The organism is Kosakonia quasisacchari (assembly GCF_004331415.1).
In the GTDB taxonomy this organism is placed as follows: domain Bacteria; phylum Pseudomonadota; class Gammaproteobacteria; order Enterobacterales; family Enterobacteriaceae; genus Kosakonia; species Kosakonia quasisacchari.
In genome coordinates this window covers 152206-169729 of record NZ_SJOP01000013.1, presented here as the reverse complement: position 1 = coordinate 169729, position 17524 = coordinate 152206, and the positions used below count along the sequence as shown (strand labels likewise).

Sequence of the window (17524 nt, the reverse complement as noted above, 5' to 3'; positions counted from 1 at the left end):
TTTTATTTCGCCAGACCGAGCCGCGGGATCTCAATCGCCGGGCAGCGATCCATCACTACACTTAACCCCGCCTCACGCGCCAGCACGGCGGCTTGTTCATTAATCACCCCTAATTGCATCCAAAGCGTTTTCGCGCCAACGGCAATCGCCTCTTGAGCAACTCCCCACGCCGCTTCCGAATTACGAAAAACATCCACCATGTCGATCTTTTCTGGCACATCGGCAAGCGTTGCATAGCCTTGCTGCCCAAGAAGAGTAGTGCCTGCTACTTTCGGCGAGACGGGAATCACATGATAACCCTGGTCCAACAAATACTTCATTACGCGATAGCTTGGTCGATCGGGTTTATCACTCGCACCAACCAGCGCAATAGTTTGGGTCGACTGTAAAATAGCGGCAATATCGGTTTCTTTCATGTTTTCCTCCCGGCGATGTCACCAAAGTGTAAATCAAACAGACCCACTCGACCATTTTCAGATTTTTTTATCCACTTCTCTTGCAGCATCAGACGCTTCCAGTAATCTGTAGCGAAAATCACTGACGGAAGCGGATTATGGAATCAACCACTCGCACCTTACCCGTGCGCAAACATATTGCACTGGTCGCACACGACCACTGCAAGCAATCATTAATGAAATGGGTAGAACGTCACCAGCCTGTACTGGCCAAGCATGAGCTCTATGCGACTGGTACAACCGGAAATTTGATTCAGCGAGCAACCGGCCTTGAAGTCAACGCCATGCTGAGCGGCCCGATGGGCGGCGACCAGCAAGTCGGCGCATTGATTTCAGAAGGCAAAATCGACGTACTGATTTTCTTCTGGGACCCGCTTAATGCTGTCCCGCACGATCCTGACGTGAAAGCCCTCTTACGTCTTGCAACGGTGTGGAATATCCCGGTTGCGACCAATTTATCTACCGCTGATTTTATTATCGACTCTCCGCAGTTTAATAACAGCGTCGACATCCTCATTCCGGACTACCAACGTTACCTCGCTGAGCGTCTGAAATAAGTCCCGGCGGCCGCAGCGCGCGGCCGTCTTCGTTTCATGGTTTTCGCGCGACTGGCACATCCAGCGATTTTAACGTGTCGACAAAGCGTGACGGTTCATCTTTATCAAACAACAGCCAGACGCGATGGCGTGCGCGCGTCAACGCGACGTACAACAATCGCCGCTCTTCCGCATCAGGGAACTCTTCCGCCTGCGGCAGCAAGGCTTGCTCCATAATGGATTCACGCGCTGGGGCAGGAAAACCATCCGCGCCCTCTTTCAACCCCACCACAATAACATAATCCGCTTGTTGCCCTTTACTGGCGTGGATAGTCGTAAAATCGAGCTGAAGTTTCGGCCAGCGGGTGGCTGCTTTCTCCAGAACGGCAGGTTTTCCATGGTGATAACGCGCCAGAACCAGAATCCTATCTTCTGGCGTTGCATATCCGCTGAGTTTATCTAATAGCGCATCCAGCTGATCCTGCGCCATCAGCGTCACTGCGTTTTTATCGCCTGTTTTCAAGCTGTTCAGTGGTTTTGCAAGCTGCCATGGATTCTGCTGAATAAAACGATTTGCCACTTCACCAATGCGTGAATTGAAGCGATAAGTCGTATCCAGTGCGCAGAGATCACCTTCACCAAAATAGTCATGGAAAGCGGTGGTTAAGGAAAGTTGCGCGCCGCTGAAACGGTAGATAGCTTGCCAATCATCACCGACAGCAAACAGAGTTGTTTGCGAGTTTTGCTTACGCAACGCAGCCAGCAAAGCCGCGCGCTGCGGTGAAATATCCTGAAATTCATCAACCAAAATATGCTTCCATGGGCTAATAAAACGCCCTTTTTCAAGCACATTAATCGCTTGATGAATCAGCCCGGAAAAATCGACGGCGTTTTCAGACTTTAGCTCGGCTTTCCACGCTTTTAAAATCGGCGCCATCAATCTGATGCGTTTACTGAACAGATCACGAACTTCATCTGGTGCGCCAGCGATCATCTCCGCCTGTGCACCACCATGCATACGCATCAGCCCAATCCAACGATCGAGGCGTGGAGCGATGCGGCGTTGCAATTTTGCATCTTCCCAAAAATTGCCTTCAGGGACTTCCCATTCCATCTCTTCTTCCAGCCACTGACGCCACCCTTTCGCCTGTGCTTTCTTTTCACTGCACTGCTGGCACCAGGTGTCTGTTAGCAAGGACAAGCGAGCCGACGTATCATTTTCCAGCTCGCTTAACGCGGGCACCTTTTTGCTTCCCTGGGAGATGATATACAACGCCAGCGCATGAAAAGTGCGCGCGGTAATCTCTTCGGTATGTAGCCGTTGCTGGATACGCTCATCCATCTCCTGGGCAGCTTTGCGACCAAACGCAAGCAGCAGGATTTGATCCGCCGAGGCTTCGCCACGAGCCAGCAACCAGCCGGCTCTGGCTACCAGAACCGAGGTTTTTCCGCTCCCCGCACCAGCAAGCACTAATAAAGAGTGCTCACCGTTGACCACGGCCCGCGCCTGCGCCGGGTTTAAAGGAGATGTTTCAACTTGCTCAAAAAAAGCGGCGTACTGAGTAACCATCGTTTCAGTATAAGTTTGATTGTGCTGTGTCCGGCGCTTCTCAACATCCGTTAACCACGACTGGCACTGACGCCAAAGCTCACGGCAATTATCAAACTCCGGTAATCGGCTTGTTGGAATCGGCAACGCAGCAAACTCCTGCTGCAATTGCTGCTGTAACCCTTGAAGTTGCTTGCGGGTAAGCCATTTCGTTGGCTCAATACGCCCGGAAATCAGCGCCAGTTGCTCAGATAAAACCCCGGCAGCGACCTCGCTCATTTCCGCGCTCCACCGGTTCCAGCGCTCATTTAAGAGATGGTAAAAACGCTGTGTTTCGCTCCATTCCGTTCCGTGAAGACGAACCACTTTGTTGTCGGCAAGCTGAAATTCCATTTCGCCCCACACCAACCCACGCTTGCATTCAATCGCCAACAACTGATTGAACGGGATAAGGTATTCGTGTCTGTCACCTGCCACTTTAATGCCGGCGTTCAGAATGACTGCGCGATCATAAGGGTGTTGCGCCAGACGTTTTCCCAGTGAGGTCGCTTTCAGTTCCATGACTTATCGTTCTCAACTTGTGACAATAATTGCCAGTTTACCTGCCAGAGAATTGGCGCTCCAGCCCAAATAATCGTTACAATTACCGGCATTCACTACCGACCGGTTTGTACTGAGGTTTTATGCGTACTGTTTTGAATATTCTAAATTTTGTGCTTGGTGGTTTCGCCACTACACTCGGGTGGCTACTCGCTACAATAATTAGCGCCCTGCTCATTATCACTCTGCCGTTGACGCGTTCCTGCTGGGAAATCACAAAGCTCTCACTTATCCCCTGGGGAAATGAAGCCATTCACATTGATGAACTCGAACCGCAGAGCAAAAACAGCCTGCTAAATGCGGGTGGGACATTATTGAATATTGTCTGGTTTGTTCTGTTTGGCTGGTGGCTATGCATTATGCATATTACCGCCGGTATTGCTCAGTGTCTTACCATCATCGGCATTCCCGTTGGCGTCGCGAACTTTAAAATCGCTGCGATTGCACTGTGGCCAGTTGGCCGTCGGGTGGTATCTGTAGAAACCGCTCGCGCAGCCCGTGAAGCCAATGCGCATCGTCGCTTTCAATAATCGGATCGCTTGCCACTATGTTAAGTCCTCTGCTTCGCCGTTATACATGGAACAGTGCCTGGCTCTATAACGTCAGAATTTTTATTGCGCTTTGCGGGACTGCTTTGCTGCCCTGGCTACTCGGCGAGGTGAAACTGACCATCCCGTTAACGCTTGGCGTCGTTGCCGCCGCACTTGCCGATCTGGATGATCGCCTGACGGGGCGTCTGAAAAACCTGATAATTACGCTAGTGTGCTTTTTTATTGCGTCTGCATCCGTGGAGTTACTCTTCCCGTGGCCATGGTTGTTTGCGCTTGGGCTAGTGACATCCACCATTGGTTTCATCTTGCTTGGCGGGCTTGGACAGCGTTACGCCACCATTGCTTTTGGGGCACTGCTCATTGCGGTCTACACCATGCTGGGGATTTCCCTTTTCGAACAGTGGTATCAGCAACCACTACTGCTGTTGGCCGGTGCCATTTGGTTTAATTTGCTGACGCTGGTTGGACATCTGGTTTTCCCCATTCGCGCTCTACAAGACAATCTGGCGCGTTGCTATGAACAACTGGCGCAATACCTTGAACTGAAATCACGTCTATTCGATCCGGATATTGAAGATGATAGCCAGGCGCCGCTCTATGATTTAGCACTGGCGAATGGCCAGTTAGTGAACACGCTCAATCAAACCAAAGCCACGTTGCTCACGCGTTTGCGCGGAGATCGTGGGCAGCGCGGCACACGTCAAACATTGCATTACTATTTTGCGGCGCAAGATATTCACGAACGCGCCAGTTCGTCGCATATCCAATATCAAACACTGCGCGAACACTTTCGTTATAGCGACGTGATGTTCCGCTTTCAGCGCTTACTTTCCATGCAATCACATGCGTGCGCTCAGTTATCACGCGCCATTTTGCTACGCACTCCGTATCAACACGATACTCGCTTCGAACGGGCATTTACCCACCTTGACGCGGCACTTGATCGTCTTCGTGCCGATGGCATCACGCCTCAGGAGCATATAAAAGCACTTGGTTTTCTTCTGGATAACCTAAGGGCTATTGACGCTCAATTGGCAACTATTGAATCAGGGCAGCCACAGCACGCATTATCAAATGACACTGAGAATCAGCTTTCGGATGATAGCCTGAGTAGTTTCAACGACATACGGCAACGGTTACGTAATAATTTGACGCCAGAATCTGCCCTCTTTCGACACGCAGTGCGCATGTCGGTGGTGTTATGTATCGGTTATGCTTTTATCCAAATAACGGGGCTACAGCATGGTTATTGGATCTTGCTGACCAGTCTGTTTGTCTGCCAGCCGAACTATAACGCCACTCGCCACCGCCTGAGGCTGCGCGTAATTGGTACGCTGATTGGGGTTGCGATCGGATTGCCGGTACTTTACTTCGTTCCATCACATGAAGGGCAACTGATACTCATTGTCATCACCGGCGTTCTGTTTTTCACATTCCGAACAGTGCAATACGCTCATGCCACGATGTTTATTACATTGCTGGTGTTGTTGTGCTTTAACTTACTGGGCGAAGGATTTGAAGTCGCGCTTCCCCGTATTCTTGATACGCTCATAGGTTGTGCTATCGCCTGGGCGGCGGTGAGTTTTATCTGGCCGGACTGGCGTTTTCGACACCTGCCCCGTGTCACAGAGCAAGCCTTCGACGCGAACTGCCGCTACCTTGATGCCATTCTTGAACAATACCATCAGGGACGCGATAACCGTCTTGCTTACCGCATCGCCAGACGTAATGCTTATAACCGTGACGCGGAACTGGCATCGGTCGTTTCAAATATGTCTTCCGAACCCGGAACCTCACCTGAACTTCGCGATGCCGCGTTCCGTTTATTGTGTTTGAATCATACCTTTACCAGTTATATTTCCGCACTTGGCGCACATCGTGAGCAGCTATCCCAGCCGGATATTCTACGTTTGCTTGATGATGCAGTCTGCTATGTTGACGATGCCCTGCATCACCTACCAGCAGACCAAAAACGTGTTCAGGATACCCTTGTCGATCTATCCCAACGCATTAAACATCTGGAACCGCGCCCGGATAGCAAAGAGCCACTGGTACTGCAACAGATTGGCCTGCTGATCGCTTTATTGCCTGAAGTGAGCCGTCTGAAAAGCCAAATCACTCAATAAGGGTTTGCACCTTTCTTCAAAACACCCTTAAACCACTCCATCAGTTCCCGGCGTCGAGGCGCCGGTAACGCAGCCTCATGAAGCCCAACAATTGCGCCCTCCAGTGCGAGAAGCACTTTTGCGCTCAGATGCTCATTTGTTTTTCTCAATCTAAGCCAACAAACTTTCGCCCCGAGCATTCGCAATGTATGTGCATCCAGAACACCTGCTTCATGGAGTTGGGCTTCAAGTTGAAAAGTTAGGTTAGGCAGATCGCGCAACCGCGTCCTGGCACTGCGCCGATCTTTATCACGCCGGGCAGCATCGAGTGAAAGTGCCGAAAGTTGCAGAAGTAGCGAGCGATCGCACCACAAACTCTCGCTAACGAAGTAGTAATTTAACGAAACCTGACGCCCGCGTTTGTTGAATACCAGCAAAGGAGCATCTTGCGTAACCGTGTATTGCGCACTCTCGTCACATGCTCGAAGGTAGAGTTCCCCCTCGGCAACCATCGCGAAAACAGTTTTATCCACAGACAAGCTGTAACCGCCAAAATGAGCGCGGTGACAAATTGTTCCGAGAGGCATGAGGTATTCGCGCGACTGATATATCCGTTGATAAGATAGGTCTTCCATGATTTTTCCCTTATAAATCACGTAGTAAAAGATAGTTTGTGATTAGTGAAACCATTATGCAGGAACATAGGCAACTGTGAGCAAGACAGCAAGCAAATTTTTCATTACATGACGGGGACGAAACAAAAATGCGAGATAGTTTCAGAAAATGAGGTTGATCTCTGAGCATGCAAAGGTTACTGTATAAACATACAGTAACTCACAGGGCTGGATTGATTATGTACACTTCAGGCTATGCTAATCGTTCGACAACACTCGCTTCTACACTCAACAAATTGAATCACGTTGAGACCTCCAGCATCACTACCGGGCTGATTAGCGAAATGGTCTATCGTGAAGACCAGCCCTGGATGACGCAGCTGCTTTTACTGCCTTTGCTGCAGCAACTCGGGCAACAATCCCGTTGGCAGCTTTGGTTGACGCCTCAACAAAAGCTCAGCCGTGAGTGGGTGCAATCCGCTGGGTTACCCCTCACCAAGGTAATGCAGGTGAACCAGCTCTCTCCAAGCGTAACGCTGGACTCAATGATCAAGGCACTGCGCACCGGCAACTATAGCGTTGTTATTGGCTGGCATTCTGAAGAGTTGACGGCTGAGGAACATAGGCTATTAGCTATGGCGGCAGAAGAAGGCAATGCGATAGGCTTCGTTATGCGCCCAATACGCCACGATCCTCTGGCTGCGAGACAGCTTTCTGGGATAAAAATTCACTCGAATTTGTATCATTGAGTAAATTTAAGAGTTTTCCTAGGATAATTTTTGCGTAAGGGCAGGGCTTAAAATTTATCGTCAAAATACAGCGCGAAAGCCTGTGTAGCGCGCTTTGTACGGAAAGAGCCGTGGCGAAATATTTATCAGAAGTGTTAAATATTGTGTATACAAAGCCTTTTTTTTCATATGCCTGACGGAGTTCACACTTGTAAGTTTCCAACTACGTTGTAGACTTTACATCGCTAGGGGTGCTCGGCATAAGCCAAAGATATCGGTAAAGATATCTGCAGAGTTGTCAGTGAGCAATGCCCCCGGTGAAGGATTTAACCGTGGCTTCTCAACAGAGATTCCCATGGCGATTTTTGGATGATAACGAGGCGCAAAAATGAAAAAGACAGCTATCGCGATTGCAGTGGCACTGGCTGGTTTCGCTACCGTAGCGCAGGCCGCTCCGAAAGATAACACCTGGTATACAGGTGGTAAACTGGGTTGGTCCCAGTATCATGACAAAGGTGCGGTATGGCAGAACGATGGCCCGACCCACGAAAGCCAACTGGGTGCTGGTGCGTTCGGTGGCTACCAGGTTAACCCGTACGTAGGTTTCGAACTGGGCTATGACTGGTTGGGTCGTATGCCGTACAAAGGCGACACCGTTAACGGCGCGTTCAAAGCTCAGGGCGTTCAGCTGACGGCTAAACTGGGTTACCCGGTAACTGACGATCTGGACCTGTACACTCGTCTGGGTGGTATGGTTTGGCGTGCAGATGCTCAGAACAACCAGGGCTTCAAAGATCACGATACCGGTGTTTCCCCGGTCTTCGCTGGTGGTGTTGAATGGGCAGTTACCCGCGACATCGCTACCCGCCTGGAATACCAGTGGGTTAACAATATCGGTGATGCAAGCACCGTTGGTGCTCGTCCGGATAACGGCATGTTGAGCGTAGGTGTTTCCTACCGCTTCGGCCAGCAGGAAGATGCTGCTCCGGTAGTGGCTGCTCCGGCCCCGGCTCCGGCTCCGGAAGTACAGACCAAGCACTTCACTCTGAAGTCTGACGTTCTGTTCAACTTCAACAAAGCGACGCTGAAACCGGAAGGTCAGCAGGCGCTGGATCAGCTGTACGGTCAGCTGAGCAACCTGGATCCGAAAGACGGTTCCGTAGTGGTTCTGGGCTTCACCGACCGTATCGGTTCTGACGCTTACAACCAGGGTCTGTCTGAGAAACGTGCACAATCCGTAGTTGATTACCTGGTTTCTAAAGGTATCCCGGCTAACAAAATCTCCGCACGTGGCATGGGCAAATCCAACCCGGTTACCGGCAGCACCTGTGACAACGTGAAACCGCGTGCAGCGCTGATCGACTGCCTGGCACCGGATCGTCGCGTAGAGATCGAAGTTAAAGGTAGCAAAGACGTTGTAACTCAGCCGCAGGCTTAAGTTTCCGTCTAAAAAAACCCCGCTCATCGGCGGGGTTTTTTATTGCCTGAAATTATATGTAGGGATAATCCCCAAACCTATTTTTTCCCGAGTAGTACCTGCAGGTCATGTTTCAGCGTGGACATCTGAGATGCGTACTTCTCCTTGTGTTCAGCATCTTCGATCAGCTGCACAATCGTTTCAGAAAGCGTTTTTCCCCTGCGTTGCGCTAACCCAGCCAGACGCTGCCAGACCACAAATTCCAGGTCGATCGATTTTTTACGCGTATGCTGATGTTCGGCGTTGAAATGCCGTTTGCGGCGGGCGCGGATAGTTTGCTTCATCCGGTTAATCAATGCCGGATTGATATGCTGCCCAATCCAGTCATTGACCTGTACGGGTTCATTTTCGAGTGTCAACAATAAATCGACCGCGTCTTTAGCGGCACTGGCTTCTATGTAGCGCGTGATTAATTCCCCTTCACGATGCTTTTTTACCAGATACTTCCATTTCCAGCCGCTTTCGAGATTTTCCAGTTGTTGATATTTCATTGCGCTCTCAACGTGACCGTGTAACTCAGTTCAGAATATCAGTTTTTTCCAACTCTGCTGAAAAGAAATCACTACCCCGGTTAAGGCAATAGCGTTCGCGTCGCGAAAGCGTGTAATCAATGTGTGCTGTACGAGCGTTTACGGTATAATCGCGCCTTTGACATCAGACTAAAAAAACGACTTTGACCATTACAAAACTTGAATGGAACGACCTGGTTCCTGATACCACCAGCTATCAGGAAGTGTTTGAATCGTCCGAAATAGCCCGCGAAACGGACTTCTCCCTGGCCGACACGCAACCCCGATTACAGTACGCGCTGGAGCAATTGCTCTATCCGCAGGCGACGTCACGCTTTTTGCTGGCTAAAGCACCAGAAGAAGCCGAATATCTTGCGCTTATTGCCAGCGCCACCGAAATGCTCATTCCTGAAGCCCGCCCATTTTCTGGCGGCCAATATCATGTTAATGGTTCAGCGATTCGCTTTGAACCTTCTGCTGATATGCAGGCAAATTTTATCGGCGACAAACCTACCGTAATCGCCGAATGGGTCGAGGCAGAACAACTTTTTGGCTGCCTTCGCCAGTTTAATCAGGAAATCACTTTGCAACCCGGTCTCGTCCACCAGGCAAACGGTGGGGTGCTGATTATTTCCTTACGTACTCTGCTCGCGCAGCCGCTTCTGTGGATGCGCCTGAAAACCATGGTAACGCAGCGTCGTTTTGACTGGGTTTCCTTTGATGAATCGCGCCCCCTGCCCGTCATTGTGCCGCCCATGCCGATGGATCTCAAAGTCATCCTGGTGGGTGAACGTGAATCACTGGCGGATTTCCAGGAAATGGAGCCGGAACTCGCATCGCAGGCAATTTACAGCGAATACGAAGAAACGCTGCAAATTGCCGATGCTGAAACAATGTCCATATGGCACCAGTGGGTCGAGCAAACCGCACGCGATGCGCACTTGCCTGTTCCTGCGGCTGATGCATGGTCAAAACTCATTCGTGAAGCCGTCCGCTACACAGGCGATCAGGAAACATTACCACTTTGCCCAATGTGGTTGTCACGGCAACTGCGAGAAGTGGCAGCCATGTCCACCGATGAAACCTTCAGCGGGGAAGAGTTCCAGACAATGCTTGCTCAGCGAGAGTGGCGTGAAGGCTTTCTGGCGGAACGCATGCAGGATGAGATCCTGCTTGAGCAAATCCTGATCGAAACCGAAGGAGAACGCATCGGTCAAATCAATGCGCTGTCCGTTATTGAGTTTCCGGGACATCCACGCGCCTTTGGTGAGCCCTCGCGAATCAGTTGTGTGGTACATGTTGGTGATGGCGAGTTTAACGATATTGAGCGCAAAGCTGAGCTGGGCGGTAATATCCACGCCAAAGGCATGATGATCATGCAAGCGTTCCTGATGGCAGAGCTGGATCTGGAACAACAGATTCCCTTCTCCGCCTCACTCACCTTTGAACAATCGTACAGCGAAGTCGACGGTGACAGCGCATCCATGGCTGAACTGTGCGCTTTAATCAGCGCACTGTCTGAAGTTCCGCTTAATCAGAGCATTGCGATCACCGGTTCAGTGGATCAATTTGGTCGCTCTCAGCCGGTCGGCGGCCTGAATGAAAAAATCGAGGGCTTCTTCGCTATTTGCCAGCAGCGCCAGCTCACAGGCAAACAAGGTGTGATTATCCCCTCGGCAAATGTGCGCCATCTCTGCCTGCATCAGGAACTCCTGGATGCTATCCAGGCGCAGCAATTTTTCATCTGGGCCGTGGATGACATGATGGATGCGCTACCCTTATTAACGGGCTTGTCGTGGGATGCCGAAGGGCAAAACAACCTTAAGCAACTCATCCAGGAACGTATCGCGCAGGCAACGCAGCAGGATGCGCGCCACCGCTTCCCGTGGCCGCTTCGCTGGTTGAACTTGTTTATCCGAAACTGATCGGACTTGTTCAGCGTACACGTGTTAGCTATCCTGCGTCCGAAACTACAAATAAGGCTTACTGAGAACATGGTAGATAAACGCGAATCCTATACAAAAGAAGATCTTCTTGCCTCTGGTCGTGGTGAATTGTTTGGTGCAAAAGGCCCGCAATTACCAGCACCGAACATGCTGATGATGGACCGTGTGGTCAAAATGACTGAAACCGGCGGTAACTTCGATAAAGGCTACGTTGAAGCTGAGCTGGATATCAACCCGGATCTGTGGTTCTTTGGCTGCCATTTCATTGGCGACCCGGTGATGCCAGGCTGCCTCGGCCTCGATGCAATGTGGCAGCTGGTTGGTTTCTATCTCGGCTGGCTCGGCGGCGAAGGCAAAGGCCGCGCGCTGGGCGTCGGTGAAGTGAAATTTACCGGTCAGGTACTGCCAACGGCAAAAACGGTGACTTACCGTATTCACTTTAAACGCATTGTGAACCGCCGTTTGATTATGGGTCTGGCGGATGGCGAAGTGCTGGTTGATGGCCGCGTTATCTACACTGCTGCTGACCTGAAAGTGGGTCTGTTCCAGGACACGTCTAATTTCTGATATCGGGTTACTTACATACCCCAGTAAAGGCGAAACCTCCGCGATGCGGAGGTTTCTTTTTTAAAGAGACAGAATCAGGCAATGACTGCCCTGTCTTCCATGGCCTCTCGCCAGCCTCCCAGCCACTCGGACCTTTGATTCAGGGTTTGGTAGGGACACATTTCCTTCGGACGCCCGGTAATACCAGCCTGATAACCACGTTGATGTGCCCGTTCCAGGCGATCGCGTTTTTGTCTCTTCATGCCTCGTTTCCCTCATTATTTGATCTGGTGGAAAAGAAAACAGTGGTCACTTAATGTGCAGCCACAGGTCACAAATACCTTGAATAGAGTTCGTCGTCAATGCGCAAAATTCACGCCAGTGTCATAAATGTGAGCTACACAAAAATTCATTTGTACAAAAAATGTGAGCTAGCACAACTAATGGTTTGTGCCCAAACATAAAAAAACCGCCATAGCTTTCGCATATAGCGGTTTTTATAGTGTTTAGATTTACTTATGGCAGACGATTTAACGCATTCGCAATACTGGCAGCTTCTTGTTGCCAACCCTGCGCCAGCATTTTCACCATTTCATCATAACCATCCTGCTGCTGTTTCAGCTCGATATGAAAGGGGCGCTTAACCAATTGTCCCTGATGTTTAAGCAACCATTCGCCGCTAACAATCACTCGCCCATCATAGCGACCATGAAAACCGGTCACTGTTACGTTTAGCGTATCTTGTTCACTCCCCAACGGCTGCGATGCGACCACCCAGCCAGGCAGCTGATTGCTCAAATTGGACACCAGCGTGTTACGCAGTTGCTGATCGAGCGGGCTTGCCCATAAATTATTCGTTGCAATGACGTACTGCACATCGCTGGTTTGGTACACCACGCCATTACCCGCGAGTAAATCAGGTACCGAAACCTGCTCAACCCACAATTGCCGATTTCCCTGCTTTTGCCCGGCCATCTCCTGCACCTTTACTTGCGACGGCGAAGGCAGTTGATAGTAGCTTTTGTTATCACCACCACTACTGCAAGCTGTCAGCAACAGCGCCAGCATCGCTAATGCGCTCTTTTTCATTCTTTTGCCCTCTTCGGCTGCGGATCGGGTTTCCCTTTCGCTTCAAACACCAGCGCGTTGCTCTTATCGTTGAGCGTTTTCAGCACCGGCTGCAGTTCACGCAGCACTTGATCGAGGCGCTGCATATCCGCCACCATTTTGTTATAAGCGGCGGAGCCCGGCTGGAAGCCCTGCATACTGCGGTTGAGCTCGCGTAACGTGCTTTGCATATCTGTGGGCAATTGCTGCATCGACTGGCTGGCGGTCAATTTATTGAGGTTATCCAGTGTCGTTTGCAGACGTTTAAGCGTTTGTTGGCTTTCAGATAGCGTGCTTGTCGCCTGCTGGATCATCGGGTTCAACGGTAAATTATTGATTTTGTCTAACGTATCCATTAACCGCTGCTGGATCTGCGCCAATCCACCACTCACTGTCGGGATAATTGGATAGCCAGCAAACTCATGCATGCCGGTGATCGCGGGGGCATTATTGTAGAAGTCGAGATCAACATACAGCGCGCCAGTAACGATATTGCCGGTCTTCAACGAGCCTCGCAAACCGCGCTTCAATAGCTCATTAAGATGTGCGCTCATATCCGGATCTTCACCCAGTTGGTTCGCCAGACGTTCCGGCTCAATACGGATCAGGACAGGAATACGGTAATCATCATTCAACGCCTGGCGCATACCTTCCGTAAAGAAAGGCACCTTGCTCACCGTACCAAGGCGGATGCCGCGGAATTCAACTGGCGCGCCGGGTTGCAATCCACGGATCGAATCTTTAAAGAACATCAGATAATCAACGTGTTCGGTGTATAGCGAATCCTGAATACTGCGCTGATCGTCATACAACTTAAAGGCGCTATTTTCTGCCACCGGCTGCCCTAAATCCATCCCGTCCGGCACATCAAAGCTGACACCGCCGCCAAACAGTGTCGTCAGCGACCCCATCTCGACGCGCATCCCGGCGGAGGTGAGATCGACGGCAATGCCACTGTCTTTCCAGAAACGCACATTGCTTGTCACCAGCCGATCGTTCGGCGCGTTAATGAATAACTGATAGCTCATGGTCCGTTTTTGCGTATCAAAGGTGCTGGTTTCAACGGAACCCACACGATAGCCGCGGAATAACACCGGATCACCAGCCGTTAATTGCCCCGCTTTATTGCTATCGAGGATCACGCGAATCCCCTTCGCATCCGGCGGCGCTAGCGGCGGGGAATCGAGCAAGTTATAGCGCTCCGGCGCATTGCCTTTCACACCGGGCTGAAGTTCGATATACGCGCCAGAAAGTAGCGTGCCAAGCCCGCTAATTCCTTCGCGGCCCACCTGCGGTTTCACCACCCAGAAAACCGAGTCATTATGCAGTAGCTTTTCCATGCCGGAATTAAGCCGCACTTTGATCTCAACATGGGTCAAATCATCGGTTAGCGTCGTGCTCTCCACGACACCGACATCCACACTGCGGCTTTTAATCGTCGTTTTACCACCGACAATCCCTTCGGCGTTAGTGGTGATTAGGGTGACTTCCGGGCCTTGATGGCTGTAATGATAGAAAAGGATCCAGGCCCCAATCAGCGCCGTCACAATCGGGAAAATCCACACGGGTGACCAGTTTCTCACCTTTTGCACGTTGGCTTCCCCACTCTTATTCTCCATGCTTTAACGACTCCTCATGGTGCGTTTGTGGCTCGCGATCCCAACTAAGACGGGGATCGAAAGTCATTGCCGCAAACATCGTGATAATAACGACTAGCGCAAACATCAGCGCACCCATCGCAGGATAAATATTCATCAGCCCTCCCATCCGCACCAGCGCAGACAGAACAGCAATAACAAACACGTCGATCATTGACCAACGCCCAACGAATTCCACTATTTCATAAATAAAATGCATGCGTTCACAGTCGCGCTTTCCATGCCCTTTCGCGTCAATACATAACCAGGCGATGCCAATCATTTTCAGCGTTGGCACCAAAATACTGGCGATAAAGATCACTAACGCGACCGGATACGAGCCTTCGCTCCACAATAAAACCACCCCGGCCAGAATGGTCGACGGCATGCGGTCACCCAGCAGATCGGTCACCATGATGGGCAGGATATTGGCCGGTAGATAGAGCATGATGGCGGTCACCAGCAGCGCCAGCGTCCACTGGATGCTGTTGCGCCGACGCACATGGCCGTGAGTATGACAGCGTGGACAAATGGGTTGGTCAATCGCCACTATCGCCGTACAACAAGGGCAGGATCGTAGCCCCTGGCGGATTCCGGGTACGCCGACATGCAAAGGTTGCGCAACACCGGGCGCAGGCGCAATGTCATCCCACAACCAGTGGCGATCTACGCACTGAAACGCCCGCAATTGCAGCAGACAGAACAGGCACCAGGGAATGAAACTGCTGCCGATGCCAATATCGCCATAAGCCATGAGTTTGACAAAGCTCACCAATACCCCAGCGAGGAAGATCTCTGCCATCCCCCAACTTTTCAGTTGAAATAACACGCGGGCAAGACCAATTTTCAGGCGAAAATTCATCGGCACGCGGTTAACCAACAGCAGGATCGTCACCAGGCAAAACGCTGGCACAAACTGCACGAACAACAGAAAGAAAGTACCAAGGCTGGCGTAATTTTCCGAGAACATGACGCCAGGGATTTCCAGCAGCGTCACCTCACTGGCCACGCCTGCCACTTTCATGTTTACAAAGGGAAAAAGGTTGGAGAGCAACAACATAAAGAGCGCGACAATAGCATAAGCAGTGGGACGCTGCCGCGGCGCGTCCCACTCGGTCGCAAGCGTTGTCCCACAACGCGGGCAAGCCGCTTTATGTCCATGCTGGAGCGTCGGTAACGCCACCAGCATGTCACATTGCGAACAAAGAATGTGACGAGTGGCGTGGTGGTGTTCACACATACAGGCTCCCTTTATGCGCCGTTTTTCAGAGCCTCCAGATACTCCCAGCGTTCAAACGCTTCCTCAAGCGCTTGCTCCGCCGAAGCCATATCGGCTAAGACTTTCTGCGTATGGTCGTGTGGCTGGCTAAAGAAACTGGCATCGGCGACCTGCGCTTGCAAATCCCCAAGCTGCGCTTCCAGCTGTTCCAGCTTTTGCGGTAATTGTTCCAGTTCACGCTGCAGGTTATAGCTTAGTTTGCTACTGTTGCGTTTGACAGTTTCTGCTTTGGCTACCGGCGCTTCCATACTTTTTTTCGCGGCATCCTGCTTTTGCATCTGCGAAGCAGCCTGCTGACCACGGGCATCGTGATAGCCGCCAACATACTGACCAATCTGACCTTCGCCTTCGAAGATCCAGCATTCGGTCACGGTATTATCCACGAACTGACGATCGTGGCTCACCAGCAGAACCGTACCCTGATAGGCGTCGATAAGCTCTTCCAGCAGTTCCAGCGTTTCAACATCCAGATCGTTAGTCGGTTCATCAAGAATCAACAGGTTGCTGGGTTTCAGGAACAAACGCGCCAGCAACAGTCGGTTACGTTCCCCGCCTGAGAGCGCACGTACCGGCGTCATCGCCCGTTTTGGATGGAACAGGAAGTCCTGCAAGTAACCCAGAATGTGGCGCGGCTTACCGTTCACCAGCACTTCTTGCTTACCTTCAGCAAGGTTGTCCATCACCGTTTTATCCGGATCCAGCTCGGCGCGGTGCTGATCGAAATAGGCCACTTCGAGTTTGGTGCCGACATGGACACGCCCGCTATCGGCTTTGAGTTGATCCAGCATCAATTTCAGCAGCGTAGTCTTACCACAGCCGTTCGGGCCGATCAGCGCAATTTTGTCGCCGCGCTGCACTTGTGTGGAGAAGTCACGCACCAGCACTTTGCCGTCGATGCCGTAGTTGACGTCTTCCATCTCGAAAACAATCTTGCCGGAGCGGGAGGCTTCTTCCACCTGCATCTTCGCGCTGCCCATCACTTCACGGCGTTCACTGCGCTCACGACGCATTGCTTTTAACGCGCGGACGCGGCCTTCGTTGCGAGTACGACGCGCCTTGATACCCTGACGGATCCACACCTCTTCCTGCGCCAGCTTGCGATCAAACTCTGCATTTTGCAGATCTTCCACGCGCAGAGCTTCTTCTTTCTCCAGCAGATATTGATCATAATTGCCCGGGTAAGAAACCAGCTTGCCACGATCGAGGTCGACGATACGCGTCGCCATATTGCGAATAAACGAACGATCGTGAGAGATAAAAATAATGGTGCCGCCGAAAGATTTCAGGAACCCTTCCAGCCAGTCGATAGTTTCAATGTCCAGGTGGTTGGTCGGTTCGTCGAGCAATAGCACGCGCGGGCCGCTCACCAGCGCGCGTCCCAGTGCCGCCTTACGCAACCAGCCGCCGGAAAGGGCAGAGAGCGACATATCCGCCGTCAGCCCAAGCTGCGCCAGCACTTCGTTGATGCGGTTCTCCAGTTGCCACAAACCGTGGTGATCCAGCATCTCCTGCACACGCGCTAACTCGGCGAGGTTTTTATCGCTCGGATCGCTCATTACCAGGTGAGAAACCTCATGATAACGCTTGAGATACTCGGCCTGCTCTTCAATCCCTTCAGCGACAAAATCGTAGACACTGCCTGTGACATTACGCGGCGGATCCTGTTGCAGGCGCGCCACCACCAAATCTTGCTCATACACAATGCGACCGTCGTCCAGGTTAACTTCCCGGTTGAGGATCTTCATCAGTGTCGATTTCCCCGCGCCGTTACGCCCAACAAGGCACACGCGTTCGTTTTCTTCGATATGCAGCTCAGCATTATCGAGAAGAGGCGCATCGCTGAACGACAGCCACGCGCCATGCATACTGATTAATGACATTTATT

The 17524-nt window shown here is 51.4% G+C and carries 16 protein-coding genes; 7 read left to right on the top strand and 9 right to left on the bottom strand.

Annotated features, from left to right (window positions below; all coding sequences use genetic code 11):
- Positions 1-2: 2 nt before the first annotated feature.
- Complete coding sequence (locus E0L21_RS15590) at positions 3-416, bottom strand: CoA-binding protein (protein ID WP_017456234.1); 414 nt, start codon at positions 414-416, stop codon at positions 3-5.
- A 137-nt stretch (positions 417-553) separates the two neighbouring features.
- Between E0L21_RS15590 and mgsA the strand changes: the two genes are divergently transcribed.
- Positions 554-1012: a methylglyoxal synthase gene (gene mgsA, locus E0L21_RS15585; protein ID WP_017456232.1), complete on the top strand. Its 459-nt coding sequence runs from the start codon at positions 554-556 to the stop codon at positions 1010-1012.
- Between the two features lie 34 nt (positions 1013-1046).
- Here mgsA and helD read toward each other — a convergent pair whose 3' ends face one another.
- The gene (gene helD / locus E0L21_RS15580) at positions 1047-3101 is read right to left on the bottom strand and encodes a DNA helicase IV (protein WP_131411035.1); all 2055 of its coding nucleotides are present in this window, start codon (positions 3099-3101) and stop codon (positions 1047-1049) included.
- 122 nt (positions 3102-3223) lie between these two features.
- On the opposite strand from helD, the gene E0L21_RS15575 reads away from it, so the two are divergent.
- Together E0L21_RS15575 and yccS are read left to right on the top strand one after the other, a co-directional pair.
- Complete coding sequence (locus tag E0L21_RS15575; protein WP_131411033.1) at positions 3224-3670, top strand: YccF domain-containing protein; 447 nt, start codon at positions 3224-3226, stop codon at positions 3668-3670.
- Between the two features lie 17 nt (positions 3671-3687).
- Complete coding sequence (gene yccS, locus E0L21_RS15570; RefSeq protein WP_131411031.1) at positions 3688-5817, top strand: YccS family putative transporter; 2130 nt, start codon at positions 3688-3690, stop codon at positions 5815-5817.
- Here the strand turns inward: yccS and E0L21_RS15565 are convergent.
- Positions 5811-6431: a TfoX/Sxy family DNA transformation protein gene (locus E0L21_RS15565; protein WP_131411029.1), complete on the bottom strand. Its 621-nt coding sequence runs from the start codon at positions 6429-6431 to the stop codon at positions 5811-5813. The two genes, yccS and E0L21_RS15565, sit on opposite strands and share 7 nt — an antisense overlap.
- Positions 6432-6649: 218 nt before the next feature.
- Between E0L21_RS15565 and sulA the strand changes: the two genes are divergently transcribed.
- On the top strand, positions 6650-7159 hold the full coding sequence (sulA, locus tag E0L21_RS15560) for an SOS-induced cell division inhibitor SulA (RefSeq protein ID WP_131411027.1): 510 nt from the start codon (positions 6650-6652) through the stop codon (positions 7157-7159).
- A 367-nt stretch (positions 7160-7526) separates the two neighbouring features.
- Entirely contained in the window at positions 7527-8576 is a 1050-nt protein-coding gene (ompA, locus tag E0L21_RS15555) for a porin OmpA (RefSeq protein ID WP_086871964.1), read from the top strand.
- 77 nt (positions 8577-8653) lie between these two features.
- Here the strand turns inward: ompA and matP are convergent, their stop codons facing one another.
- Positions 8654-9106 carry a macrodomain Ter protein MatP gene (matP, locus tag E0L21_RS15550; protein WP_131411026.1) on the bottom strand — a complete coding sequence of 151 codons (453 nt, stop codon included), beginning with the start codon at positions 9104-9106 and terminating at the stop codon, positions 8654-8656.
- Positions 9107-9288: 182 nt separating this feature from the next.
- Between matP and E0L21_RS15545 the strand changes: the two genes are divergently transcribed.
- Both E0L21_RS15545 and fabA read left to right on the top strand, forming a co-directional pair.
- Entirely contained in the window at positions 9289-11049 is a 1761-nt protein-coding gene (locus E0L21_RS15545) for an AAA family ATPase (protein WP_131411024.1), read from the top strand.
- A gap of 69 nt (positions 11050-11118) precedes the next feature.
- Positions 11119-11637, top strand: coding sequence for a bifunctional 3-hydroxydecanoyl-ACP dehydratase/trans-2-decenoyl-ACP isomerase (fabA, locus tag E0L21_RS15540; protein ID WP_131411023.1), 519 nt, complete (start codon positions 11119-11121; stop codon positions 11635-11637).
- 74 nt (positions 11638-11711) lie between these two features.
- On the opposite strand, the gene rmf is transcribed toward fabA, so the two are convergent.
- From rmf to E0L21_RS15515, 5 genes are all read right to left on the bottom strand, one after another.
- Positions 11712-11879: a ribosome modulation factor gene (rmf, locus tag E0L21_RS15535; RefSeq protein ID WP_017456222.1), complete on the bottom strand. Its 168-nt coding sequence runs from the start codon at positions 11877-11879 to the stop codon at positions 11712-11714.
- Positions 11880-12132: 253 nt separating this feature from the next.
- Positions 12133-12705 carry a membrane integrity-associated transporter subunit PqiC gene (gene pqiC / locus E0L21_RS15530; RefSeq protein WP_131411021.1) on the bottom strand — a complete coding sequence of 191 codons (573 nt, stop codon included), beginning with the start codon at positions 12703-12705 and terminating at the stop codon, positions 12133-12135.
- Positions 12702-14342 carry an intermembrane transport protein PqiB gene (gene pqiB, locus E0L21_RS15525; RefSeq protein ID WP_131411019.1) on the bottom strand — a complete coding sequence of 547 codons (1641 nt, stop codon included), beginning with the start codon at positions 14340-14342 and terminating at the stop codon, positions 12702-12704. The genes pqiC and pqiB overlap by 4 nt, the downstream gene beginning before the upstream one ends.
- On the bottom strand, positions 14332-15600 hold the full coding sequence (pqiA, locus tag E0L21_RS15520; protein WP_131411017.1) for a membrane integrity-associated transporter subunit PqiA: 1269 nt from the start codon (positions 15598-15600) through the stop codon (positions 14332-14334). The genes pqiB and pqiA overlap by 11 nt, the downstream gene beginning before the upstream one ends.
- Positions 15601-15611: 11 nt before the next feature.
- The gene (locus tag E0L21_RS15515) at positions 15612-17519 is read right to left on the bottom strand and encodes an ABC transporter ATP-binding protein (RefSeq protein ID WP_131411015.1); all 1908 of its coding nucleotides are present in this window, start codon (positions 17517-17519) and stop codon (positions 15612-15614) included.
- Positions 17520-17524: the final 5 nt, after the last annotated feature.

Excerpts from the sequence above, each read along its gene's own strand:
- E0L21_RS15590 (WP_017456234.1), bottom strand. The coding sequence starts at position 416 with ATGAAAGAAACCGATATTGCCGCTATTTTACAGTCGACCCAAACTATT.
- pqiC (WP_131411021.1), bottom strand. The coding sequence starts at position 12,705 with ATGAAAAAGAGCGCATTAGCGATGCTGGCGCTGTTGCTGACAGCTTGC.
- rmf (WP_017456222.1), bottom strand. The coding sequence starts at position 11,879 with ATGAAGAGACAAAAACGCGATCGCCTGGAACGGGCACATCAACGTGGT.
- ompA (WP_086871964.1), top strand. The coding sequence starts at position 7,527 with ATGAAAAAGACAGCTATCGCGATTGCAGTGGCACTGGCTGGTTTCGCT.
- E0L21_RS15565 (WP_131411029.1), bottom strand. The coding sequence starts at position 6,431 with ATGGAAGACCTATCTTATCAACGGATATATCAGTCGCGCGAATACCTC.
- matP (WP_131411026.1), bottom strand. The coding sequence starts at position 9,106 with ATGAAATATCAACAACTGGAAAATCTCGAAAGCGGCTGGAAATGGAAG.
- helD (WP_131411035.1), bottom strand. The coding sequence starts at position 3,101 with ATGGAACTGAAAGCGACCTCACTGGGAAAACGTCTGGCGCAACACCCT.
- pqiA (WP_131411017.1), bottom strand. The coding sequence starts at position 15,600 with ATGTGTGAACACCACCACGCCACTCGTCACATTCTTTGTTCGCAATGT.
- yccS (WP_131411031.1), top strand. The coding sequence starts at position 3,688 with ATGTTAAGTCCTCTGCTTCGCCGTTATACATGGAACAGTGCCTGGCTC.
- pqiB (WP_131411019.1), bottom strand. The coding sequence starts at position 14,342 with ATGGAGAATAAGAGTGGGGAAGCCAACGTGCAAAAGGTGAGAAACTGG.
- mgsA (WP_017456232.1), top strand. The coding sequence starts at position 554 with ATGGAATCAACCACTCGCACCTTACCCGTGCGCAAACATATTGCACTG.
- fabA (WP_131411023.1), top strand. The coding sequence starts at position 11,119 with ATGGTAGATAAACGCGAATCCTATACAAAAGAAGATCTTCTTGCCTCT.
- E0L21_RS15575 (WP_131411033.1), top strand. The coding sequence starts at position 3,224 with ATGCGTACTGTTTTGAATATTCTAAATTTTGTGCTTGGTGGTTTCGCC.
- E0L21_RS15515 (WP_131411015.1), bottom strand. The coding sequence starts at position 17,519 with ATGTCATTAATCAGTATGCATGGCGCGTGGCTGTCGTTCAGCGATGCG.
- sulA (WP_131411027.1), top strand. The coding sequence starts at position 6,650 with ATGTACACTTCAGGCTATGCTAATCGTTCGACAACACTCGCTTCTACA.